Origin of the sequence: Burkholderia glumae LMG 2196 = ATCC 33617 (assembly GCF_000960995.1) — a bacterium.
Classification (GTDB): domain Bacteria; phylum Pseudomonadota; class Gammaproteobacteria; order Burkholderiales; family Burkholderiaceae; genus Burkholderia; species Burkholderia glumae.
In genome coordinates this window covers 2,774,666-2,793,083 of sequence record NZ_CP009435.1, presented here as the reverse complement: position 1 = coordinate 2,793,083, position 18,418 = coordinate 2,774,666, and the positions used below count along the sequence as shown (strand labels likewise).

At 63.0% G+C, this 18,418-nt stretch carries 16 protein-coding genes and 1 pseudogene; 8 read left to right on the top strand and 9 right to left on the bottom strand.

Annotation, left to right across the window (positions count from 1 at the left end):
• Positions 1–263 precede the first annotated feature (263 nt).
• The 3 genes from KS03_RS25080 to KS03_RS25070 all read left to right on the top strand — a co-directional run bounded on the left by KS03_RS25080 (position 264) and on the right by KS03_RS25070 (position 3,594).
• Positions 264–2,699, top strand: a complete 2,436-nt coding sequence (locus KS03_RS25080) for a DUF3772 domain-containing protein (protein ID WP_015875677.1) — start codon at positions 264–266, stop codon at positions 2,697–2,699.
• Between the two features lie 154 nt (positions 2,700–2,853).
• Entirely contained in the window at positions 2,854–3,156 is a 303-nt protein-coding gene (locus KS03_RS25075) for a hypothetical protein (RefSeq protein ID WP_015875676.1), read from the top strand.
• Positions 3,157–3,288: 132 nt separating this feature from the next.
• Complete coding sequence (locus KS03_RS25070; RefSeq protein WP_015875675.1) at positions 3,289–3,594, top strand: hypothetical protein; 306 nt, start codon at positions 3,289–3,291, stop codon at positions 3,592–3,594.
• Positions 3,595–3,636: 42 nt separating this feature from the next.
• Here the strand turns inward: KS03_RS25070 and KS03_RS25065 are convergent, their stop codons facing one another.
• Positions 3,637–4,095, bottom strand: a complete 459-nt coding sequence (locus KS03_RS25065; protein WP_015875674.1) for a hypothetical protein — start codon at positions 4,093–4,095, stop codon at positions 3,637–3,639.
• Between the two features lie 206 nt (positions 4,096–4,301).
• On the opposite strand from KS03_RS25065, the gene KS03_RS25060 reads away from it, so the two are divergent.
• Complete coding sequence (locus KS03_RS25060) at positions 4,302–4,589, top strand: YciI-like protein (protein ID WP_015875673.1); 288 nt, start codon at positions 4,302–4,304, stop codon at positions 4,587–4,589.
• A gap of 24 nt (positions 4,590–4,613) precedes the next feature.
• Here the strand turns inward: KS03_RS25060 and corA are convergent, their stop codons facing one another.
• Positions 4,614–5,591: a magnesium/cobalt transporter CorA gene (gene corA, locus KS03_RS25055; RefSeq protein ID WP_015875672.1), complete on the bottom strand. Its 978-nt coding sequence runs from the start codon at positions 5,589–5,591 to the stop codon at positions 4,614–4,616.
• A gap of 229 nt (positions 5,592–5,820) precedes the next feature.
• Here corA and KS03_RS25050 point away from each other — a divergent pair, with 229 nt between their 5' ends.
• Positions 5,821–6,435 (top strand): P-loop nucleotide/nucleoside kinase family protein, encoded by a 615-nt coding sequence (locus tag KS03_RS25050; RefSeq protein WP_015875671.1) that lies wholly within the window; start codon positions 5,821–5,823, stop codon positions 6,433–6,435.
• A 106-nt stretch (positions 6,436–6,541) separates the two neighbouring features.
• Here KS03_RS25050 and KS03_RS25045 read toward each other — a convergent pair whose 3' ends face one another.
• Both KS03_RS25045 and KS03_RS25040 read right to left on the bottom strand, forming a co-directional pair.
• On the bottom strand, positions 6,542–7,642 hold the full coding sequence (locus KS03_RS25045; RefSeq protein WP_017424832.1) for a saccharopine dehydrogenase family protein: 1,101 nt from the start codon (positions 7,640–7,642) through the stop codon (positions 6,542–6,544).
• Between the two features lie 311 nt (positions 7,643–7,953).
• Complete coding sequence (locus KS03_RS25040) at positions 7,954–8,418, bottom strand: Lrp/AsnC family transcriptional regulator (RefSeq protein WP_015875669.1); 465 nt, start codon at positions 8,416–8,418, stop codon at positions 7,954–7,956.
• A gap of 280 nt (positions 8,419–8,698) precedes the next feature.
• Here KS03_RS25040 and KS03_RS25035 point away from each other — a divergent pair, with 280 nt between their 5' ends.
• Complete coding sequence (locus KS03_RS25035; RefSeq protein ID WP_015875668.1) at positions 8,699–9,244, top strand: Spy/CpxP family protein refolding chaperone; 546 nt, start codon at positions 8,699–8,701, stop codon at positions 9,242–9,244.
• 207 nt (positions 9,245–9,451) lie between these two features.
• On the opposite strand, the gene KS03_RS25030 is transcribed toward KS03_RS25035, so the two are convergent.
• The 5 genes from KS03_RS25030 to KS03_RS25020 all read right to left on the bottom strand — a co-directional run bounded on the left by KS03_RS25030 (position 9,452) and on the right by KS03_RS25020 (position 16,690).
• Positions 9,452–10,282 (bottom strand): IS6 family transposase, encoded by an 831-nt coding sequence (locus tag KS03_RS25030; RefSeq protein ID WP_015875667.1) that lies wholly within the window; start codon positions 10,280–10,282, stop codon positions 9,452–9,454.
• A gap of 728 nt (positions 10,283–11,010) precedes the next feature.
• Positions 11,011–11,292, bottom strand: coding sequence for a PAAR domain-containing protein (locus KS03_RS30470; protein ID WP_015875666.1), 282 nt, complete (start codon positions 11,290–11,292; stop codon positions 11,011–11,013).
• Between the two features lie 63 nt (positions 11,293–11,355).
• Positions 11,356–12,159 (bottom strand): lysozyme inhibitor LprI family protein, encoded by an 804-nt coding sequence (locus tag KS03_RS30465; RefSeq protein ID WP_232252257.1) that lies wholly within the window; start codon positions 12,157–12,159, stop codon positions 11,356–11,358.
• Between the two features lie 22 nt (positions 12,160–12,181).
• The gene (locus KS03_RS25025; RefSeq protein WP_015875664.1) at positions 12,182–13,897 is read right to left on the bottom strand and encodes a glycoside hydrolase family protein; all 1,716 of its coding nucleotides are present in this window, start codon (positions 13,895–13,897) and stop codon (positions 12,182–12,184) included.
• Between the two features lie 27 nt (positions 13,898–13,924).
• Positions 13,925–16,690: a type VI secretion system Vgr family protein gene (locus KS03_RS25020; protein WP_015875663.1), complete on the bottom strand. Its 2,766-nt coding sequence runs from the start codon at positions 16,688–16,690 to the stop codon at positions 13,925–13,927.
• Between the two features lie 375 nt (positions 16,691–17,065).
• Here KS03_RS25020 and KS03_RS30460 point away from each other — a divergent pair.
• Both KS03_RS30460 and KS03_RS25010 read left to right on the top strand, forming a co-directional pair.
• Positions 17,066–17,770, top strand: a pseudogene (locus KS03_RS30460) (IS6 family transposase); the annotation flags it as partial.
• A 177-nt stretch (positions 17,771–17,947) separates the two neighbouring features.
• Positions 17,948–18,382, top strand: coding sequence for a PGDYG domain-containing protein (locus KS03_RS25010; protein WP_015875662.1), 435 nt, complete (start codon positions 17,948–17,950; stop codon positions 18,380–18,382).
• Positions 18,383–18,418: the final 36 nt, after the last annotated feature.

Below are 18,418 nucleotides of genomic sequence, written 5' to 3'. Positions count from 1 at the left end.
ATGCCTCGGCCGCGCGCCGGCACCTTGGCCGGCGGCCCAGGGCCGCGCGCCCGAGCGCGCCGCCCGGCCTCGCTGGCGCGCCCGCCGCGCCGGCCCACGCCCACGGCGCGCTCCCCATCCGCCGGCGCAGCCGGTAACATCTCGATCCCGCGCTTCGTGGCAAGCTGGCGGCCCGCATCGCCGGCCGCCGCTGGCCGCGCCGACAAGAAAAAGGTGTTTCGTCCATGCCCCTGACCGCCCGACTGGCGCGCCTGCTCGCGCCAATGACGTGGATGCTGCTCGGCCTCATCGCCATGCCGCTCCGGCCCGCGCAGGCCGCGCCGTTCGCCGCCTCGGCCACCAGCGCGAGCGCCGCCGCCGCGCCGTCGATCTCCTACGACGATGCCGTGGCCTCGCTCAAGCGCCTGCAGGCCGAGCAGGACCGCATCAAGCAGCAGACCTCGGCCGCCACCAGCAACCAGCAGCTCGACACGCTCGACGCGGCCGCCGAGCAGCTCGGCACCAACGTCGACAACCTGCTCGACGCGCTCACGCCGCAACGCGCGCAGCTGCAGGCGCAGCTCGACGTGCTCGGTCCTCCGCCCGCGGCCGGCGCGGCGCCGGAAACGCCGGCCGTGGCGCGGCAGCGCGCCGACCTGACCGCGCGCCGCGACCAGCTCGATGCGGTGATCAAGCAGGCCAGCGCCGAAAAGGTGGACCTCACCAACCTCAACCAGCAATTCGCGAAGCTGCGGCGCGGACTGTTGCGCGACCAGCTCGCGCTGCGCTCGGGCAGCCTGCTCGGGCCGACGTTCTGGGCGCCGCTGCACACCCCGCTGCCCGGCGACCGCCAGCGCCTGCACGCGTTCTTCGGCCAGATCGCCGCGCAGTTCGCGTTCGCCTGGGACCCCGAGCGGCGCGTCGGCACGCTGGTGATGCTGGTGCTGGGCGTGGCGACCTGGAGCTTGGGCCGGCGCCTGCTCGAACGCGGCTTCTCGTGGTTCTGCCTGAACCGGCTGCCGCCCACCCGGCTGCGCCGCAGCGCGCTGGCGCTGACCACCGCGCTCGCCACCCTGCTGGCCACCGGCACCGCCATGCAGCTGCTGCTGCTCGCGCTCACGCGCGGCGACGCGCTCACGCCCGCGCTCGACGACTTCGCCGGGAAGCTCGCCGAGCTGGCCCTGACCTGCGCGCTGATCGCCGGCCTCGGCCGCGCGCTGCTCTGCACGCGCCATCCGAGCTGGCGGCTGCCCGCCATCGCCGACCCGGTGGCGCTCGCGATGCAGCGCTTCCCGACCGTCCTGGCCGCGCTGCTGATGGTGTCCGGCACGCTCGAACAGCTGAACCGGATCGCCGACACGAGCCTGCCCGTGACCGTGTTCGGGCGCGGTATCGTCGCGCTGGTGGTGGCGCTGACGATCGGCGCCTCGCTGCTGCGCGCCAACCGCGCGCGCGCCGAGCTGGCCGCGGCCGGCGAGCCGCCCGAGGCGCGCTCCACGCTGACCGGCCTGATCCACGCGGGCGTGACGCTGGCCGTGATCGCCTCGCTCGCCGCGCTCCTGATCGGCTACATCACGGTGGCGCGCTTCATCACCTACGAGCTGGTCTGGTTCGAGATCGTGCTGTGCAGCTTCTACGTGCTGACCCAGCTCACGCGCGACGTCTGCGCGAGCCTGTTCTCCACCAGCTACGCGAGCGGCAACACCATCAAGCATCTGTTCGGGCTCGCCGATCACCATCTCGAACAGGCCTCGACGCTGCTGTCGGGCTGCGGCGTCGCGCTCCTGGTGCTGCTCGCCGCGCTGGCGCTCGTCACGGGCGGCTTCGGCACCACCCCGAGCGACCTGCTCGACAGCATGCTCACGATGCTCGGCGGCACCCGGCTGCGCAGTCTCAACATCGTGCCGGACCGCATCGTCAACGCGGTGCTCGCGCTGGTGATCGGCTTCTGGCTGCTGCGCTCGATCCGCCTCTGGCTCGACAACGAGTTCCTGCCCACGCTCGGCATGGACCCGGGCATGCGCGCCTCGCTCATCACGCTGTTCAGCAACCTCGGCTACGTGCTGCTGGTGCTGATGACGCTGTCGCTGCTGGGCGTGCAGTGGAGCAGCCTGGCGTGGATCGTCAGCGCGCTGTCGGTGGGGATCGGCTTCGGCCTGCAGGAGATCGTCAAGAACTTCGTGTCGGGGCTGATCCTGCTGACCGAGCGGCCGGTGAAGGTGGGCGACATGGTCAGCATCAGCGGCGTGGAAGGCGACATCCGCCGCATCAACGTGCGCGCCACCGAAATCCAGCTCGCCGACCGCTCCACCGTGATCGTGCCGAACTCGCAGCTGATCTCGCAGAACCTGCGCAACGTGACGATGGGCAACAGCACCCAGGGGGTGGCCACCCTGATGCTGACGTTCCCGCTCAACACCGATCCCGAGCAGGTGCGCGACCTGCTGCTCAACGCCTACCGGTCCCACCCCGGGATTCTGGAAAAGCCGGCGCCGTCGGTGACCTTCAGCCAGCTCACGCCGGACGGCATCACGCTCAGCGTGACCGGCTACGTGAACAGCCCGCGCGTGACGGCCTCGACCAAGAGCGACCTGCTGTTCGAGATCCTGAAACAGCTGCGCGCCGCCTCCATCACGCTGTCGAGCCCGCAGATGCTGATGATCCAGAACGCGCCGGGCAGCGAGCCCGCCGAGGACACGGCCGCGAGCCGCCAGCCATGACCCCGGCTGCGCCGGCGGCTCGCGGGCCCCAGCGGGTCTTCAGCGGGCCTTCACCCGGCCGTCACGGCCGTCATCAACGGTTGCAATCCCTTACCGCCGGTGAAGATCGCTGCCCCTATGCTGCGATCTTCACACCACGAGTTGGGGGAATGCCATGAACAGGCTCGTCTTGCTGCTGCCGGCGCTCGCCGCCGGCGCCGTGCTGACCGGCTGCGTCGCCTATCCGGCCGGCCCCGCCTACGGCGGCGGCTACAGCGGCTACGGCGGCGGTTACGCCGCTCAGCCTGGCTACGGACAGCCCGGCGTGGCCGTGGTGGACGTCAACGTCGGCTGGCATGGCGACCGCTACTGGGACGGCCGCCGCTACTGGGGCCGCGACGAATGGAACCGCTCGCGTTGGCCGGGCGGCTATGATGACCGCGGCCATGCCCGCGACCACGATGATCGCCGCTGGTGAATGCCGCGGCGGGCCGGCCTGCCGTCTCGGCACCGGCCCGCGTTGCCGCCCGGCCGGGTGCTTCGCATGCGCTGGCGTCGCCGCGCATGCCGCCTTTGCCGATCCGCTTCCTCCTCCTGCTCTGCTCACGCGATGAACCTGCCTACCCTGCATCCGCTGTTGCGCACCCTGCTCGCGGTCGCGGCACTCGCCACCCTGGCCGCGAGCCACCCGGCATCGGCGCAAGCCCAGACCTTCCATTTCGGCGAGGGCCAGGCGGCGCTGCCGGGCCAGCGAGCCGACGGCAAGGCCACGCCGCCGCGGGCGAGCGCCGCGCGGCCCCAGCCGGCGCCCGCCGCGCGGCGGGCGCCGGCTCATCGGCCGACCCACGCGCGCAGCCGCCATCGGGCTCGCCATACGCGTCACGCCGCGCCGCCCGCCGCCTACGCCCATCATTGACGCCGCGCGGCCGGCGCGGGCCGCCGACCGCCTCCGCTCGCGTCAGCGTGCGGAGGCGTCCGACGCCCTGCCCTCGGACGCCGCGCCGCCCGGCAGCGCCCGACGAATTTCGTCGACCATCGCATGCGCGGCGCCCGCCACGATCGCCGCATCGACGCCATAGGTCTGCCACTCGTCCCGGCCGTTCTTCGAGAACACCAGCGAGGCGCGCGACGACGACGCGTCGTCGGCCTTGCCCGAGTGCCACGTGATCACCACCTCGCAGGTATAGGCGTGCTCGGCCGTCTTGCGGCACGGCCCGTCCTGGCCGATCGAGGCGATGTCGGCGGCCACCGGCAGCGGCCGCCCGAAGAAGGTGTTGACGGGGCCGTGATTCTCGGCGTCGAGCGCCTGACGCACCGCGGCGTCGATATCGGCCGGCGCCGGGCCGTCGTGAAACCAGCCGCAGGCGGCCATCAACGGCGCGAGCGCGCCGGCGAGCAACAGGGTTCGAACTTGCATCGGCAGGATCCTTCAGGCGGCCCGCCGCGCGCCGCCCCTCGCGGCACGCCCGGCCGGGCTGCGCGCAGTGTGCCCCGGCAGGCCGTGCGCCGCCGTATCGAATCGTAAGCATTTGTTCGCCGGCGCGGGCGCGGCGCCTATACTGGACGTGCCCGGCCGCCGGCCGGCCCGCGGCCCCGCTCCGCGATCCCGCCACAGGAGGCCCGATGTTCTATCTGCTGACCTACGATCTGGTCGACAACTATCTCGAACGCCGCGGCGCATATCGCGAGGAACATCTCGCGCTCGCCCAGGCCGCGACCGAGCGTGGCGAGCTGCTGCTCGGCGGCGCGCTGGCCGATCCGGCCGACTGCGCGGTGCTGCTGTTCACGGGCGACACGCCGGCCGCCGCCGAGGCGTTCGCGGCGGCCGACCCCTATGTGCGCAACGGCCTCGTGCGGCAGTGGCAGGTGCGGCGCTGGAACGTGGCCGCCGGCCGCTACGCGCAGCGCTGACCGCGCCAGGGCCGGCGGCCCCGCTCACAGCCAGCCGGCGCGCCGGAAGCGCCACCAGAGCGCGAGGTCGGCCACCGCCATCACGCCGAGGCAGGCGTAGAAGCCGAAGCGCCAGTGCAGCTCCGGAATGTTGTTGAAGTTCATACCGTAGATCCCGGCCACCATGGTCGGAATCGCGAACAGCGCGGCGAACGAGCCGAGCCGCTTGGTCACCTCGCTCTCGGCGAGCGAGATCATGCCGAGATCCACCTGCACCGCCGTCACCACCATCTCGCGCCGCGCCTCCAGCGTCTTGGTGATGCGCTGCAGGTGGTCGTACACGTCGCGGAAATAATGCTCCATGCCGCTGCAGATCTGCGGCGTGCGCCCGCCCACCAGCTTCGAGAGCGGTTCGATCAGCGGCGCCGTGTGCTGGTAGACGGTCACGAGGCGGCGCTTGAGCGAATAGAGATCCTGGATGATGGCGCGCGCGGTGGCCGGCGACGACTTCTCGAAGATGCGGTCCTCCAACGCCTCCAGCTCGGCGCCGAGCCGCTCGACGGTGGGGAAATAGCGATCGACGACCTGGTCCATCAGCGCGTAGAACACGAACGCCGAGCCTTCCTTCAGCAGGTGCGGCTCGCGCTCGCAGCGCAGCCGCACGTCCTGGAAGCCGTGCGAGCTGTGATTGCGGATCGACAGGACGTAGTTCGGGCCGACGAACACGTTCAGCTCGCCGATCTCGAACTCGCCGGCGGCGTCGAACTCCACCGTGTGCAGCACGGCGAACAGCGAATCGCCGTATTCCTCGATCTTCGGGCGCTGGTGGCCGTTGCGCGCGTCCTCCAGCGCCAGCTCGTGCAGGCCGAACTCCTCGCCCATGCGTTCGAGCTCCGCCGGGCTCGGCTCTTTCAGCGCGACCCAGACGAAGCACTCCGGGCGCGCGACGTAGTCGCTGATGTCGTCGATTTCGATGTCGGCCAGCTTCCGGCCGTTCTGATACGCAACGCAGTTGATCAACATTGTGTCGGTGGAAACGTCCGTTTCGGTCTTGAAGTCGGTCCGCTAGTGTAGCGGCTGCGCCGGCCCGCGCGCAGCCGCCTGCCCGCCACCGCGTGCGCTTGCGCGCCCCGCCGTTCGCGGTCATCATCGCGCATGCATGGCGGCACCGCCGGTGCCGCGCGCACGACGCTCATGGCGTTCGCGCCGTTCCCGTCCGGCTTGCCGCCGCCACCTCCGGAGGCCCGCGCTCGTGAAATACCTGGTGTTTTTCTGCGGTCATGCCGGCACCGGCAAGACCACGCTCGCCAAGCAACTGATCGGCCCGCTGATGCGGACCACCGGCGAGGCATTCTGCCTGCTCGACAAGGACACGTTGTACGGCCGCTACAGCTCGGCCGCGATGGGCGCGCTGACGCAGGACCCGAACGATCGCGACAGCCCGCTCTACCTGCAGCATCTGCGCGACCCGGAATACCAGGGTCTGCTCGACACCGCGCGCGAGAACCTCGAACTAGGCATCAGCGTGCTGGTGGTGGCGCCGCTGTCGCGCGAGATCCGCGACGGACGGCTGCTGAACCGGCAATGGCTCGGCATCGGCCACGACATCGAGCTGCGCGTGGTGTGGGTGGAAACCTCGGAGGAAACCGCGCGCGCGCGCATCATCGCGCGCGGCAATCCGAACGACGCCTACAAGCTCGCGCATTGGGACGCGTACCGGCAGCGCCGCTTCGTGCCGGAGGGCGCCGCCTGCGAAGGGCTGCTGAGGTTCGACAACACCGCCCCGACCGGCGCCGATATCGAGGCGCTGCTGCATCGGATCGTGCCGCCCGCCGGCGGCGCGATGGTGCCGCCGCTGCCGGCCTAGGCGCGGCTTCCGGATACGCTTGCCGGGGCGGCCCGCCGCGCCCGCCGATCAGCCGCCCCGATCCCCGCGCGCGTGCGGGGCAGGCGCGCCGGCTCGCAGTTCGCGCTCAGGCGAGCGCGTGTGCCGGCACCAGCGTCGCGCCGTCGTAGAGCTTGCCGAAGCGGTTGCCGAGGAACGCCTCCAGCGACACCTGCTCCTGCCGCACGAAGCCGCGCTGCGGCAGCACGCCCTCGCGGAACAGGTCGAGCACGGCGCACATCGAGCCCGCGGTGGTGATCTGGATCGCGCTCATCGGCATGCCGCCGATCGAGTTGGCGAAGATCTTGCGCGTGAACACGTCCTGCACGAGCTGGCCGCGCTTCACGCCCGTCACGGTCACGAACACCAGCACCACGTCCTGCGTCGTGGTGGGCACCGCGCGGCGCAGCATCGCCTTCAGCGCGTCGCGGTCGGATTCTAGTCGCATGTCGCCGAGCAGGAACTGCATCAGGTCGCGATGGCCCGGATAGCGAACCGTCTTGTAGTCGAGCGTGCCCACCTTGTCGGCCAGCGTCTCGCAGAGCGTGCCGAGCCCGCCCGAGGTATTGAACGCCTCGTATTCGGTGCCGTCGAGCGAGAAGTGCTCGAGCCCTTCCATCGGCTGCACCCATTGGCGCTGGCCGTCGCGAATCGCCTCGCAGGGCTGGCAGTACTCGTTGACGAGACCATCCACGCTCCAGGTCAGGTTGTACTTCAGCGCGTTGGTCGGATATTCGGGCAGCGCCCCCACCCGCATCTTCACGTCGCGGACCTCGCTGAAGCCGGCCACCAGCGAATGCGCGGCAATGCCGATAAAGCCCGGCGCGAGCCCGCATTGCGGCATGAAGGCATGCTCGGCGCCCTCGGCGAGGCTGCGGATCGCCTGCGTCGCGCGCACGTCCTCGGTCAGATCGAAGTAATGGACGCCGGCGGCCCGCGCGGCGCGCGCGACGTTCACCGCCAGGTAGTACGGCAGTGCGTTGACGAGCGCGTCGAAGCCGTGGAGCGCGTCGCGCAGCGCGTTCGAATCGGCGGAGTCGACGCGGCGCGTGGCGATGCCGGCCTCGGCGAGCTTGGCAAGCGCGTCGGCGTCGCGGTCGAACGCGACCACGTCGTAGTCGCCGGCTTCGCGCAGCAGATGGGCAATGGTGTGGCCGATGAGACCGGCGCCGACGATGGCGATCTTCATGGTGACGCTCCTGACGTGTTTGTTGTGAGTGGCATGAGGTGCCTGTCAAAGAGTGTACGAATCGTCAAAAACACTTGATAGACGGAAAATGCAGCGCTTCGACGTCTGATTTCGTCGTTTTGACGAAGCATTTCGTCTCTATGACAAGTCACGACACGAGTCGCTCACGTTCCACGGGCGGCGCGCCGTGGATCACGCTGCGAAAGGCGCGAACGAGCGCCATCGCATCGTCAGACTCGCGACAACCGGGAAGGCAAACGGCGCCGCCCCGGTGCGCCGGCCGATGCGCGGCGCGACGGCGATGCCGGAACTCACACCGTGATCGTGCCGCGATCGATCTTGCGCGCGAGGATGATCGAGGTGGTGGTGCGCTCCACGCCGTCGAGCGAGCCGATCTCGTCGAGCAGGTCGTTCAGGCGGCCCGGCGAATCGGCACGCAGCCACGCGATGTAGTCGTATTCGCCGCTGACCGCGCAGAGCAACTGCACCTCGGGCATCCGGTCGAGCCGCCGGAGCACGTCCTGGCCGAACTTCGGCGCGAGGATGATGCCGACATAGGCCACCAGGCTCGCGTCGAGCACGTCCTGCCCCAGCCGCGCGCTGTAGCCGGCAATCACCTGCGTGCGTTCGAGCCGCTCGATGCGCGCGATCACCGTCGTGCGCGCCACGTCGAGCTGACGCGCAAGTTCGGCCACGCTCGCGCGGGCATTGGCCTGCAGCAGCGAGACGAGATTGCGGTCGAGCGCATCGAGTTGGTCGAGTCGAGGTGGGCGCATGACAATTTCCGTGACAAGGTGTCGCGATAATAGCGCCTTCCGAGATAAACGCGGCCGCGCGGGCGGCGCTTGGAAACGATGCGTGCGCGAGATTCGGTGATCGCGCGAATCGGTTCGCGCCGCAGCGATTTCGGTTTCGTTTCGGTTGTAAGCAGATGTCGCTGCGCTGCACATTTTTCCGCGAGCATGCTACTAATGATGCGCGGCTCCGGCTCACGGCTTGCTTCCGATCGATGGACGGGCAGTGCCGGCTGCCGTATGACATCACACAGGAGTTCAAATGAAAAAGATCTCGCTGACCCTCGCTGCGCTGTGCGCGCTCACCGGCTCGATCGCCGCCCAAGCCCAGACGCCCGCGTCGGCTCCCGCTCCCGCTGCCGCATCGGCGCCGGCCGCCACCCACGCTGCCCGCCACGAGGCACGTGTCGAGGAACGGATCGCCTACCTGCACAAGCAGCTGAAGATCACGCCGCAGCAGGAAGCCCAGTGGAAGCCGTTCGCCGACACGATGCGCGAAAACGGCGAAACGATGGGCCGCCTCTATGGCGAGCGCATGGAAAACAAGAAGACGGCCACCGCCGTCGACGACGTGAAGCAGTACGCCGAAATCGCCCAGGCGAACGCCGACGGCGCGAAGAAGCTGGTGGACACATTCAGCCCGCTCTACGACGCACTCACGCCGGAACAGAAGGCCCTGGCCGACAAGGCCTTCGGCGAGCGCTGGGAGCAGCATGGCCCGCAAGCCGCGAAGCACGCGCCGCGTCACGCCGCGAAGAAGCCGGCCGCGCCGGCGGCCGATGCGGCGAGCGCCCCGGCTGCGCAGTAAGGACGGCTGACCCGGGGCCGCGCCCCGGAATGCCGATGGCCCGGCCCGTCGCGGTCACGCGATGGGCCGGGCTTTTTTGCGCCGCTTGTTTGGCGTGCCGGCGCGGCGGCCGTGGGAGCGGGCGAAGTCGGGGCGCATTTTTGGCCGGCTGCCGCTTCTTGTCTCGTAGACCGAAGCAAAGTTGTCACCGTTTGCGAAGTAAAAGTGTCACTTCGCCGTTCGGCATAAGCTGGGCAACGGAAAACTGCCGCAAATGGCTTTGTCAAGTTCAGTGCTGGAGGCTGTTCGAATTGGTGATGAGAAGGAATCCTGCTGATTATCGAGCGAGCCTGCGTCGCTCCAGCGGTACCAGCTGGCAATGCGTTCCTTCAGCTGGGTGCGGTGATCCGCAGCCCTCATGCAGTGACGGGGTAGCGCGAAGTGTTGCCGGATCGGACCGAAACGTGAAAGGGAAGCCTGAGTGCGCAGCGGATCGCGAAACCCCTGCATCTGGCGCTCACGCCGGCGCGTGGGCTGGTGACTGTTTTCTGCCCGGTTGTTCACCTTGGCACAGGCCTTCACAAATACGTGCTTCACCCCGCCCAGTTCGGGCACCTCTGCCTTTGCCGCCGGATAGCTGCGCAACTGGTCGGTGACGATCTTCCGGGGTACCGGGTTTGCGCGCAGGATGCGTCTGAAGAAGCGCTTCGCGGCCGCCTTGTCGCGGCGCTTCTGCAGCAGCACGTCCAGTTCGATCCCATGTTCGTCCACCGCGCGCCACAGCACGTACGGCTCGCCGCGCAGCTTCACGAACAATTCATCGAGATGCCAGGTCGTGCCTGACCTGCCGCGCACGGCTTTCGTGCAATGGGCAAACTGCGCGCCGAACCGGTCACACCAGTTGCGTACTGATTCGTAGGTCACAGTCACACCGCGCTCAAGCAGCAGTTCCTCGATGTCGCGCAGGCTCAGATTGAAGCGGTGGTACCAGCGTACCGCGCAGCTGATGATCGAGGCCGGGAAGCGGTAGCCGTGAAACGGGTTGCGGATCTTTGGCATTTCCCCATTCTATCCGCTGGGCGCTTCAAGTTGACATTGCCCGTCTCTACCATAGTCGGCGGTGATGCTTTCTTAGCGAAACTCGCGCGGCCGACGCGAACAAGCGTCGACTTCAGTCCGGATAAGACAATTTGGAGCATAAGATTCGCTCCAGACATTAAGGAAATGTGCTTGTCCGCACATTGGAACCGATACCGATGACGCACGGTATACCACTCGCGATCGAGTAATACAAAGCCCGCATCGGCAAGGTAAGCCCGAGACATTTTGAAACGTTCGTCGCGGGTTATCACTGAAAAGAGGTCTCACTACTAACAATAACTGGAAAAGAGGTGTATCCGGCATCTTTCATTACCGAGTACCTAGTGCCAGATATCGTAGTTCAATATTAAGTTAAAGCACCCAAGTCGCACGCATTGGCAACGCCGTCAATACAACCTATCTCGCCATCCTTCGCAACAAGCCCTTCTCTGTCGCTTGGACCTCGATATACGACATCGACCGTAACGCCACGAGCTTCGATAGCGTTGGAAATTTGCTCTGACAGATGTCCGTCACTTAACGTCGGCTGTCGACCATCGGATCCGAGGCTCAATGACGTGGGCCGTCGCACACGATCACGCCACTTGTCCTGGAGGCCGGACGCCATACCGGATCGGGATCGCACACCTGCTCACGATTCCCAATCCGGCACGTAAATCCGACCTAAGCCGATCGCAGGGCTGGCACTAGTCTCCAACCTGTGTAGCGGTACTGCCAATCAATATGCAACCGCATTCGGTGTGATGACCATGTAGCGCCACACGCTCGCCGCCAATTGTCAACGTCGGATGCGCCTCAATGATCTTGTTAATGCCGTGCGATTTGCCATCGGGATATTTCTCTGGGCAATCAACGAGATCATGCAGACGAGCAATCGCCTTACCTCCAATCGTATGGATATCCGATCCGCTAATCACGCGCCCCCCATGTGATGTCGTATCTCCGACCACGATGATAGGTAGTGCCATCTTACCCCTCGACAAAATTGAGAACAAATTTACGCGTGTTGCCTGGATAGACGCACGCGTACATCAATCGCCTTCTTGATTGGAGTCTTCTTCTGGATAAGACGGGTAGGTGCTTGCTATCCTGCCTTTTATGTAAGCTATGCGATCGTTATATGCTTTCATCAAGCAAGCATTATCGCCGCAGGAATTCCGCACTGTCTTGATCCAATTGATTTGATTCAGTCTCACTGGATCTTGGTATGAAATTTCTTTCGAATTGGTCAGCATCATCGCTACGTAGCCACGATTGACGGTTGCATCAAGCTTAATCAGATCCGGATTCTTGCATATAAGGTGCTCGACATTCGTTGCCGCTTTATTGCAGTCGAAACTTTGCTCCGCGTTTATCGGCGCATGGCTCTGACGCTCGAAGGCGTACGCCCACGAACCGTCGAGCAGCACCATCTCGTCCGGCGATCGATAGATCATCGCTGACCGAAAGCCCGAGCATAGCGGCGCGTCTACATCACCCAGGATATAGGTGTCAGTCAGCGCCGCGCCTTTCGCATGGAATTTCGTGCTCAGAAAAGCATTGAATTTATCCCTGGAACCGAACGAATGAGAGATGACCGGGTCGACATAGAATTTCATTTTCTTGCCGATCTTTACGTTGCAACTATGCCCGGCGTAATGAAATGAAAACGCACTGTCATCGAAAGTGAGAAAGGCTGCGGTCTGTGGGTTGACCGGAAAGGGCAACTTGTGAGTATCATGGCCCTGTTCGAACTGTGCTGCACCTGTCATTCGATATGTTTCCTGGGCCGAAGCATACACCGGCATAAAGACCGCAGACACTAGAAGGAGTAAAATCTGTGCTAGTTTCTTCATGAAAGTAAAGGACATCCTTCGTTCAATGATTGGAATTGTAAGTACCTAGACAAAACATGTCGTGCTCTCGTTCACGGCGTGTCTTGTTCTCGATATCCAAGAATTCGACGGGCGCTCCTGTATAGTCACCGTTGTTCAGTTTGCGACACAGACTTGGCGCTTTGCTCAGACTGCCCATATTAAAGGCGAGCGAGATGAGTGCATCGTACTCGTGCTGGTAGAGGGGTACGCTGATCGCATTCTTGACACGACCTTCGATCACCGCGACATCGTTGTCAAAAAGTGTTTGAGCCTCCGCAACGGTTATCTTGCTCGACATCGCAATGTACCCGTTCGCCGCACAACTGCTTTTGGCAATCAGGTGACCCCAGCCAACCGTGCAGTAGCCTTTACTGTCGTTGTAATAGTAAGTATTTTCCTTCGTAGCGTCATAATGCACACTCTCCCACCCCTTGATAAATGCCTTGCCTTGATCCGAGGTCTTCAATTGCGCTATCGGGATCCGTTGACCAATAGGCTTGAGGGGAGGCGCATCGAGAAACGTCGCCTTATAGCCCTCCTGCAAAATTGCAAGCGAATCGATCAAGTCGCCGCGACGCTGGAACGGAGCGGCCAACGATGATCCGTTCAGTTTCGAATGGGGATCGAATCCGAGAGCGCCCGAATACGTCTCGAAATGGAGCATCGACACATTTTCGCTTCCGACGACATGCAGTGGCGTTCCATTTCCCTTCAACAGTACTCCGCTGTTAGCAAGAACTTGCCCCTGGCTTACTGTGTCTCCGACTTTCACCTTTGTGGACGATGGATCGACTTCGCCGTACAAAGCGATAAACTCTCGACCATCAGAAGTCTTATGATGAATACTGATCTGCCAAGTTTGGCAATAAAAAAATTCGCACTTGATAACGACGCCCGGTGCAATCGCTACAATCGGAGTGTGTGCCTGGACGTAAAGGTCTCGTGCCGCATGCTTTCGACCGCCAGCACGATTCGCACCAAATCTTGCCTGATCATGACCGCCGCCATGTAAAGGTTTGGTCCATGTATAGTCAGCCGACGTCGTCCCGTATACGCCCCCCTCGTCATTTAGCGGGCGGGTTTGTATTGGGAAAATGATAGGTGCAGCGCCCTGACGAGGCACCGAAGTCGGCGCTCCACTAGCGTTGTTCGGATGGTCGTTCTGCGGTGGGCTACCAGGTGGGTTTGGTTTCTTTGGCGTCGGCTCATCGGATTTCCGAGTTTCGGCAGGGGGGACCTTCAACTTTTGTCCTACTACGATGAGGTCTGATTTCAGTCCATTCACCCGCTTGAGCAAATCAACGCTCGTATGATATTTCTTCGCGATTGTGGTCAGATTGTCGTGCGGCTTGACAAGGTAAGTACCACGCCAGTAATCGCCTTTCGCCGTATCGTCGACCTTCGTCGGCAACTCATGTTTGGTCTTCGGGCTCGTCAGATTGAAGTAGGCCTGAGACAGAGACGCGTTCAAACGAGCGACTTCCTTCATCGTGTCGCTAGTCCAACGCTTCACATGCACGGATAGCGCGGTGCCCATTTGAACCGAGAACCGGATCGCGCCCTCCGAATTTGTCGATGCGGCGTGATAGACCTGATTTGCGCGGTCTTCCATACCCTTGATCTCGATTTTCAAATCCTGGATCGGTCGGCCAAAATGATCCTTGAAATAAACCGTTACGGCGGACAGAGGATCAGTGTTGGTATTCGGAGCGGTCATGATTTTTTGGATTGGCTCGAACGGCGTTCAGGCGCTGTGATTAACGTAATGGTCCGGGTCGTCTGGAGTGGCTTCGCCGGAATCGCTGGACGATGAGGCTACCGATTCGACTAGCCACGACCCTTGCGTGCCGACGAGCACCTGAAGGGTCTCGGGTTGGTCGGTCGTCAGGCGTGGCGTGCGGCCATGCTCATCGAGAGTACCCTGAGCCATCACCTCACCATTCTCTCGTCGCGCCGTATATTCGACCTCGCCGAACTCTCTTTGCCAGTAGACATCATAGACGTCGAGTCGATTGCTGAACGCTTTCGGCATGTCAAAGCCGGGTACGACGACAGGTAGCGACTTGGGACCCGGCAGCGCATGGTTGCCCGCATAGGCGATCCATTGCGCGGGCGTACCATGCTCGATTCCTGCACCGTTGATCCGGATATAACTACCGCGCGCGTTGAGCAGTATTTCCTCGGCGGCGGTGATCTCGATCCGACGCTTTGCGCTGATCAGTTTCAGAACCTGATCGGCGATTATTTCGACATTATCCGACTGCGCCTGGATTTCGACCTTGCCCTTTGCTGCGAATAGCTTCATCCCCGCATTCTTGACGAACAAGCTGACTTTTTCGGCCACGCTCGCGACCAACGATTTCCCAGCAGCCAGATGCGTACTTTCACCGCTGACGATATTTACGTGCTGGTCAGCCGTGATCTGTGTCGACTGCTGCGTTGATGTCGCGATACCGGCCGGGCTTGCAAACAACATGATCGGGGCCTTGAAACCGTTCGCACTCCCGGCACCGCCACCGGCGGTGCGACCTCCGGTAGAAATGCCAGCGACGCTTGCCTGCGTCGCGTCGGTAAATGCACGCAACGCATCATAACCTGCGCTGAGACTCTCAGCGCGATGCCCTGCACTTGCGTCAGAAAGCGACTGGACAACGCTTTGCGCGTTAGCGAGTTGGCCAGTCGCGTGACGCGCATCCATGGGCTGTTTGACCGATGCGTCGTAGCTTGAGACGAAAAGCCCCTGCGCCGCACGAATTGCCCCGTGAGCATCCGATTTCAAATCGAAACCGCTGCCGAGATAGGGGCCACGGGTGTTACCGTCCTGATCGATGAGATAGCCGAGATGAAGAAGCGTGTTCGAACTGCTGCTGAACAGTCGAACACGATTCTGCGCAGTAGCGTCGTCCAGGACCATCTCGTTGTAGCCAGCACCGGCATACTCTTTCGATCGATAGCCCGACAGGATGCCATTACTATGCCATTGCGGCTGAACGCGTCCGTTGTAAACGCGATGTAGCACGATGGGCCTGTCACAGTCTCCCCCGACATAACCAACCAGTACTTCTTCTCCGATCCTCGGAACGTGTACGCTTCCGTACCCCCCGCCTGTATCCGACTGCGCAACTCTCACCCAGCACGAGGCATTCGCGTCCCCCGAACTTTGGCGGTCCCATACGAACATGATCTTGACGCGGTTCAATGCGTCCGTATACACCTCTTCACCCTGCGGCCCCACGACAATCGCCGTCTCCAACTCCATCGTCGGCTTCTTGTGTTCGAACGGACTCCGATACGGAACAGTGACACGCTGTGCCTCGACTTCGACCAGATAAAAACCGGCCGAGCCATCTTCATGAGTGACGATCTCACCCGATTGCTCAAACTTTGCCTGTGCTACTTCGCTCTGCAAGCTATATGGGAAGCTCGCTTCGTGACTCGATAGCGGCAGATTGTTTTCGACGTACCGACGCACTTTTATCGATGCGAATTCTCGGTGCCCGGCCGGATCACGATCGTGCTCAGGATGCCCAGTCAGTACGAAGCGGCGGCCGGCATCAATGGCCCGAACACCTCCCACGCCAAGAAATCTCTTCGCCCTCGATTCCCATTCCTCTAGATGAATCTTCGAGAGATGTTCACCGCGATCCCGGCTCAGATACGTGTAGGCGCCGGTATATTCGTAGACTTCCGTCTGTTCCGGCAAATTCCCTTGACCGGCCATCGTTGGCAGCGTCGTACCTCTGGGGTTGGTAATGGGCGATGGTGCCTTGTAGTCAAAGGTACGCGTCGTATGTACGGTACTCTGCAATGTCCGCGAGCCTGCCCATTGCGTAAATGCATCCGTTTCGCTACGGGCGCCTGATCTGGAAAATTCGACCGGATTGGGAGATAGTTCGTCAAGCGAGTAAATGTTATCGGTCACGACGAGTTTGTGCGACTTGCCTTCATTGTCCTGACGCCAAAAACCGAACAAGCCTTCTTCTTCCATCAATCGATGAACGAAATTCCAATCAGTCTCACTCTGACGGCAATACGAGCGCGAGGGTAACGGCTTCAGCAAGGCGAATTCGAATTGCCCCCGCGCTTGTGGATGCGCATTAAATACATCGCTGAGGATGGCGTCAACACTCTGGTTCTGCCAGTACCGCATATCGCTGCGGAACTTTAAGAAATGCATCCACGAAGCGAAAGCCAATTGGTAACTTGAAAGGCTTCCGTCAGAACCAAGCCTACGAGCTGTATGGATGTATCCGTTGATCGGTAAATAGGACTTGTTCGCTTGCTGCAACCAAAGGGTCATCGGTTGAGCGATCAATGTTTTAAGCTCAATATCGCCCGCTGTGGACACCATGTCGAGCTTGACACTGAAGTCACGGCCAAGCTCGGAATAAGTCACCGCCCGACGCGGGACAAGCGCATTCTCCGGCAGCGATGGGATGCTCGCCTTGAGCAGGCGATCTTGCTGAATCAGGCCGCCACGAATCGCCTGAGCCACTTCGGTCATGTTCATGCGTTATCCATCTTCTTGTTTTTGCAGGCTCAACGGCCTACGCTCTCGCGGGAACGGCGTCCCCGTATATCGCCGCAATTTTAGCGCCGTTGACAGGTCGTGGGAGTGTACCTTGGTCGAGAAAGCCACAATATGGTATGACAAAAATTCATACCCTATATCTCAAGCAGTCGAGTTTGACGTGGCCAAGTCCATTGGGATTTTTTCTCCCAACAAATGTCTTTCATTTTCTCCGCAAATTGCTTTCATTTCATTGTCGTAACCTACATCGCCTGCATCCACAAGCGTGCGCAAAATGGGAGAGCCGGGCTTTGTCAAGTTCAGTGCTGGAGGCGGCAATGTCAACTTGAAGCGCCCAGCGGATAGAATGGGGAAATGCCAAAGATCCGCAACCCGTTTCACGGCTACCGCTTCCCGGCCTCGATCATCAGCTGCGCGGTACGCTGGTACCACCGCTTCAATCTGAGCCTGCGCGACATCGAGGAACTGCTGCTTGAGCGCGGTGTGACTGTGACCTACGAATCAGTACGCAACTGGTGTGACCGGTTCGGCGCGCAGTTTGCCCATTGCACGAAAGCCGTGCGCGGCAGGTCAGGCACGACCTGGCATCTCGATGAATTGTTCGTGAAGCTGCGCGGCGAGCCGTACGTGCTGTGGCGCGCGGTGGACGAACATGGGATCGAACTGGACGTGCTGCTGCAGAAGCGCCGCGACAAGGCGGCCGCGAAGCGCTTCTTCAGACGCATCCTGCGCGCAAACCCGGTACCCCGGAAGATCGTCACCGACCAGTTGCGCAGCTATCCGGCGGCAAAGGCAGAGGTGCCCGAACTGGGCGGGGTGAAGCACGTATTTGTGAAGGCCTGTGCCAAGGTGAACAACCGGGCAGAAAACAGTCACCAGCCCACGCGCCGGCGTGAGCGCCAGATGCAGGGGTTTCGCGATCCGCTGCGCACTCAGGCTTCCCTTTCACGTTTCGGTCCGATCCGGCAACACTTCGCGCTACCCCGTCACTGCATGAGGGCTGCGGATCACCGCACCCAGCTGAAGGAACGCATTGCCAGCTGGTACCGCTGGAGCGACGCAGGCTCGCTCGATAATCAGCAGGATTCCTTCTCATCACCAATTCGAACAGCCTCCAGCACTGAACTTGACAAAGCCACCCGTGCGCATCGCCCTGCCCGCGCCGCTCGCCCAAGCTCCCACGCCCGCCGAGTTTCACGCTACAGTGCGTGCTTTTCACCGAACAGCACGCGAATCATGATCGAATTGAAGCAGATCGACCTGCGCACGGACCCTGCCGCACAACGCGTCGTCAAGAATGAAACGGTGGAAGTGACATTCGCGCCCGAGGCGGGCGAACTGATAAGCCTGGAAGGCCCGAACCGCTATGCGGCCGGCGACGCGCTCGTGACGGGCTCGACGGGCGACCGCTGGGTGGTGTCGCGCGAGCGCTTCGACGCGAAATACCTGCCCGCGCAGCCCGATCTCGAACACGGCCGACCCGGCGCCTACCGCAATCGCCCGAGCGTCGTGCTGGCCCGGCGGATGGACGCCCCGTTCACGATCGCGCGTTCCGAGAACGGCGACGTGCTGCGCGGCGCGGCCGGCGACTGGGTCATGCAATACGCGCCCGGCGACTACGGCGTCGTCCAGGCGCAGCGTTTCGCGCAGGTCTATCGCGTCGCGGATTGAGCCGCAACGGCGCCGGGCGGCGCGGCAAGCAAGGCC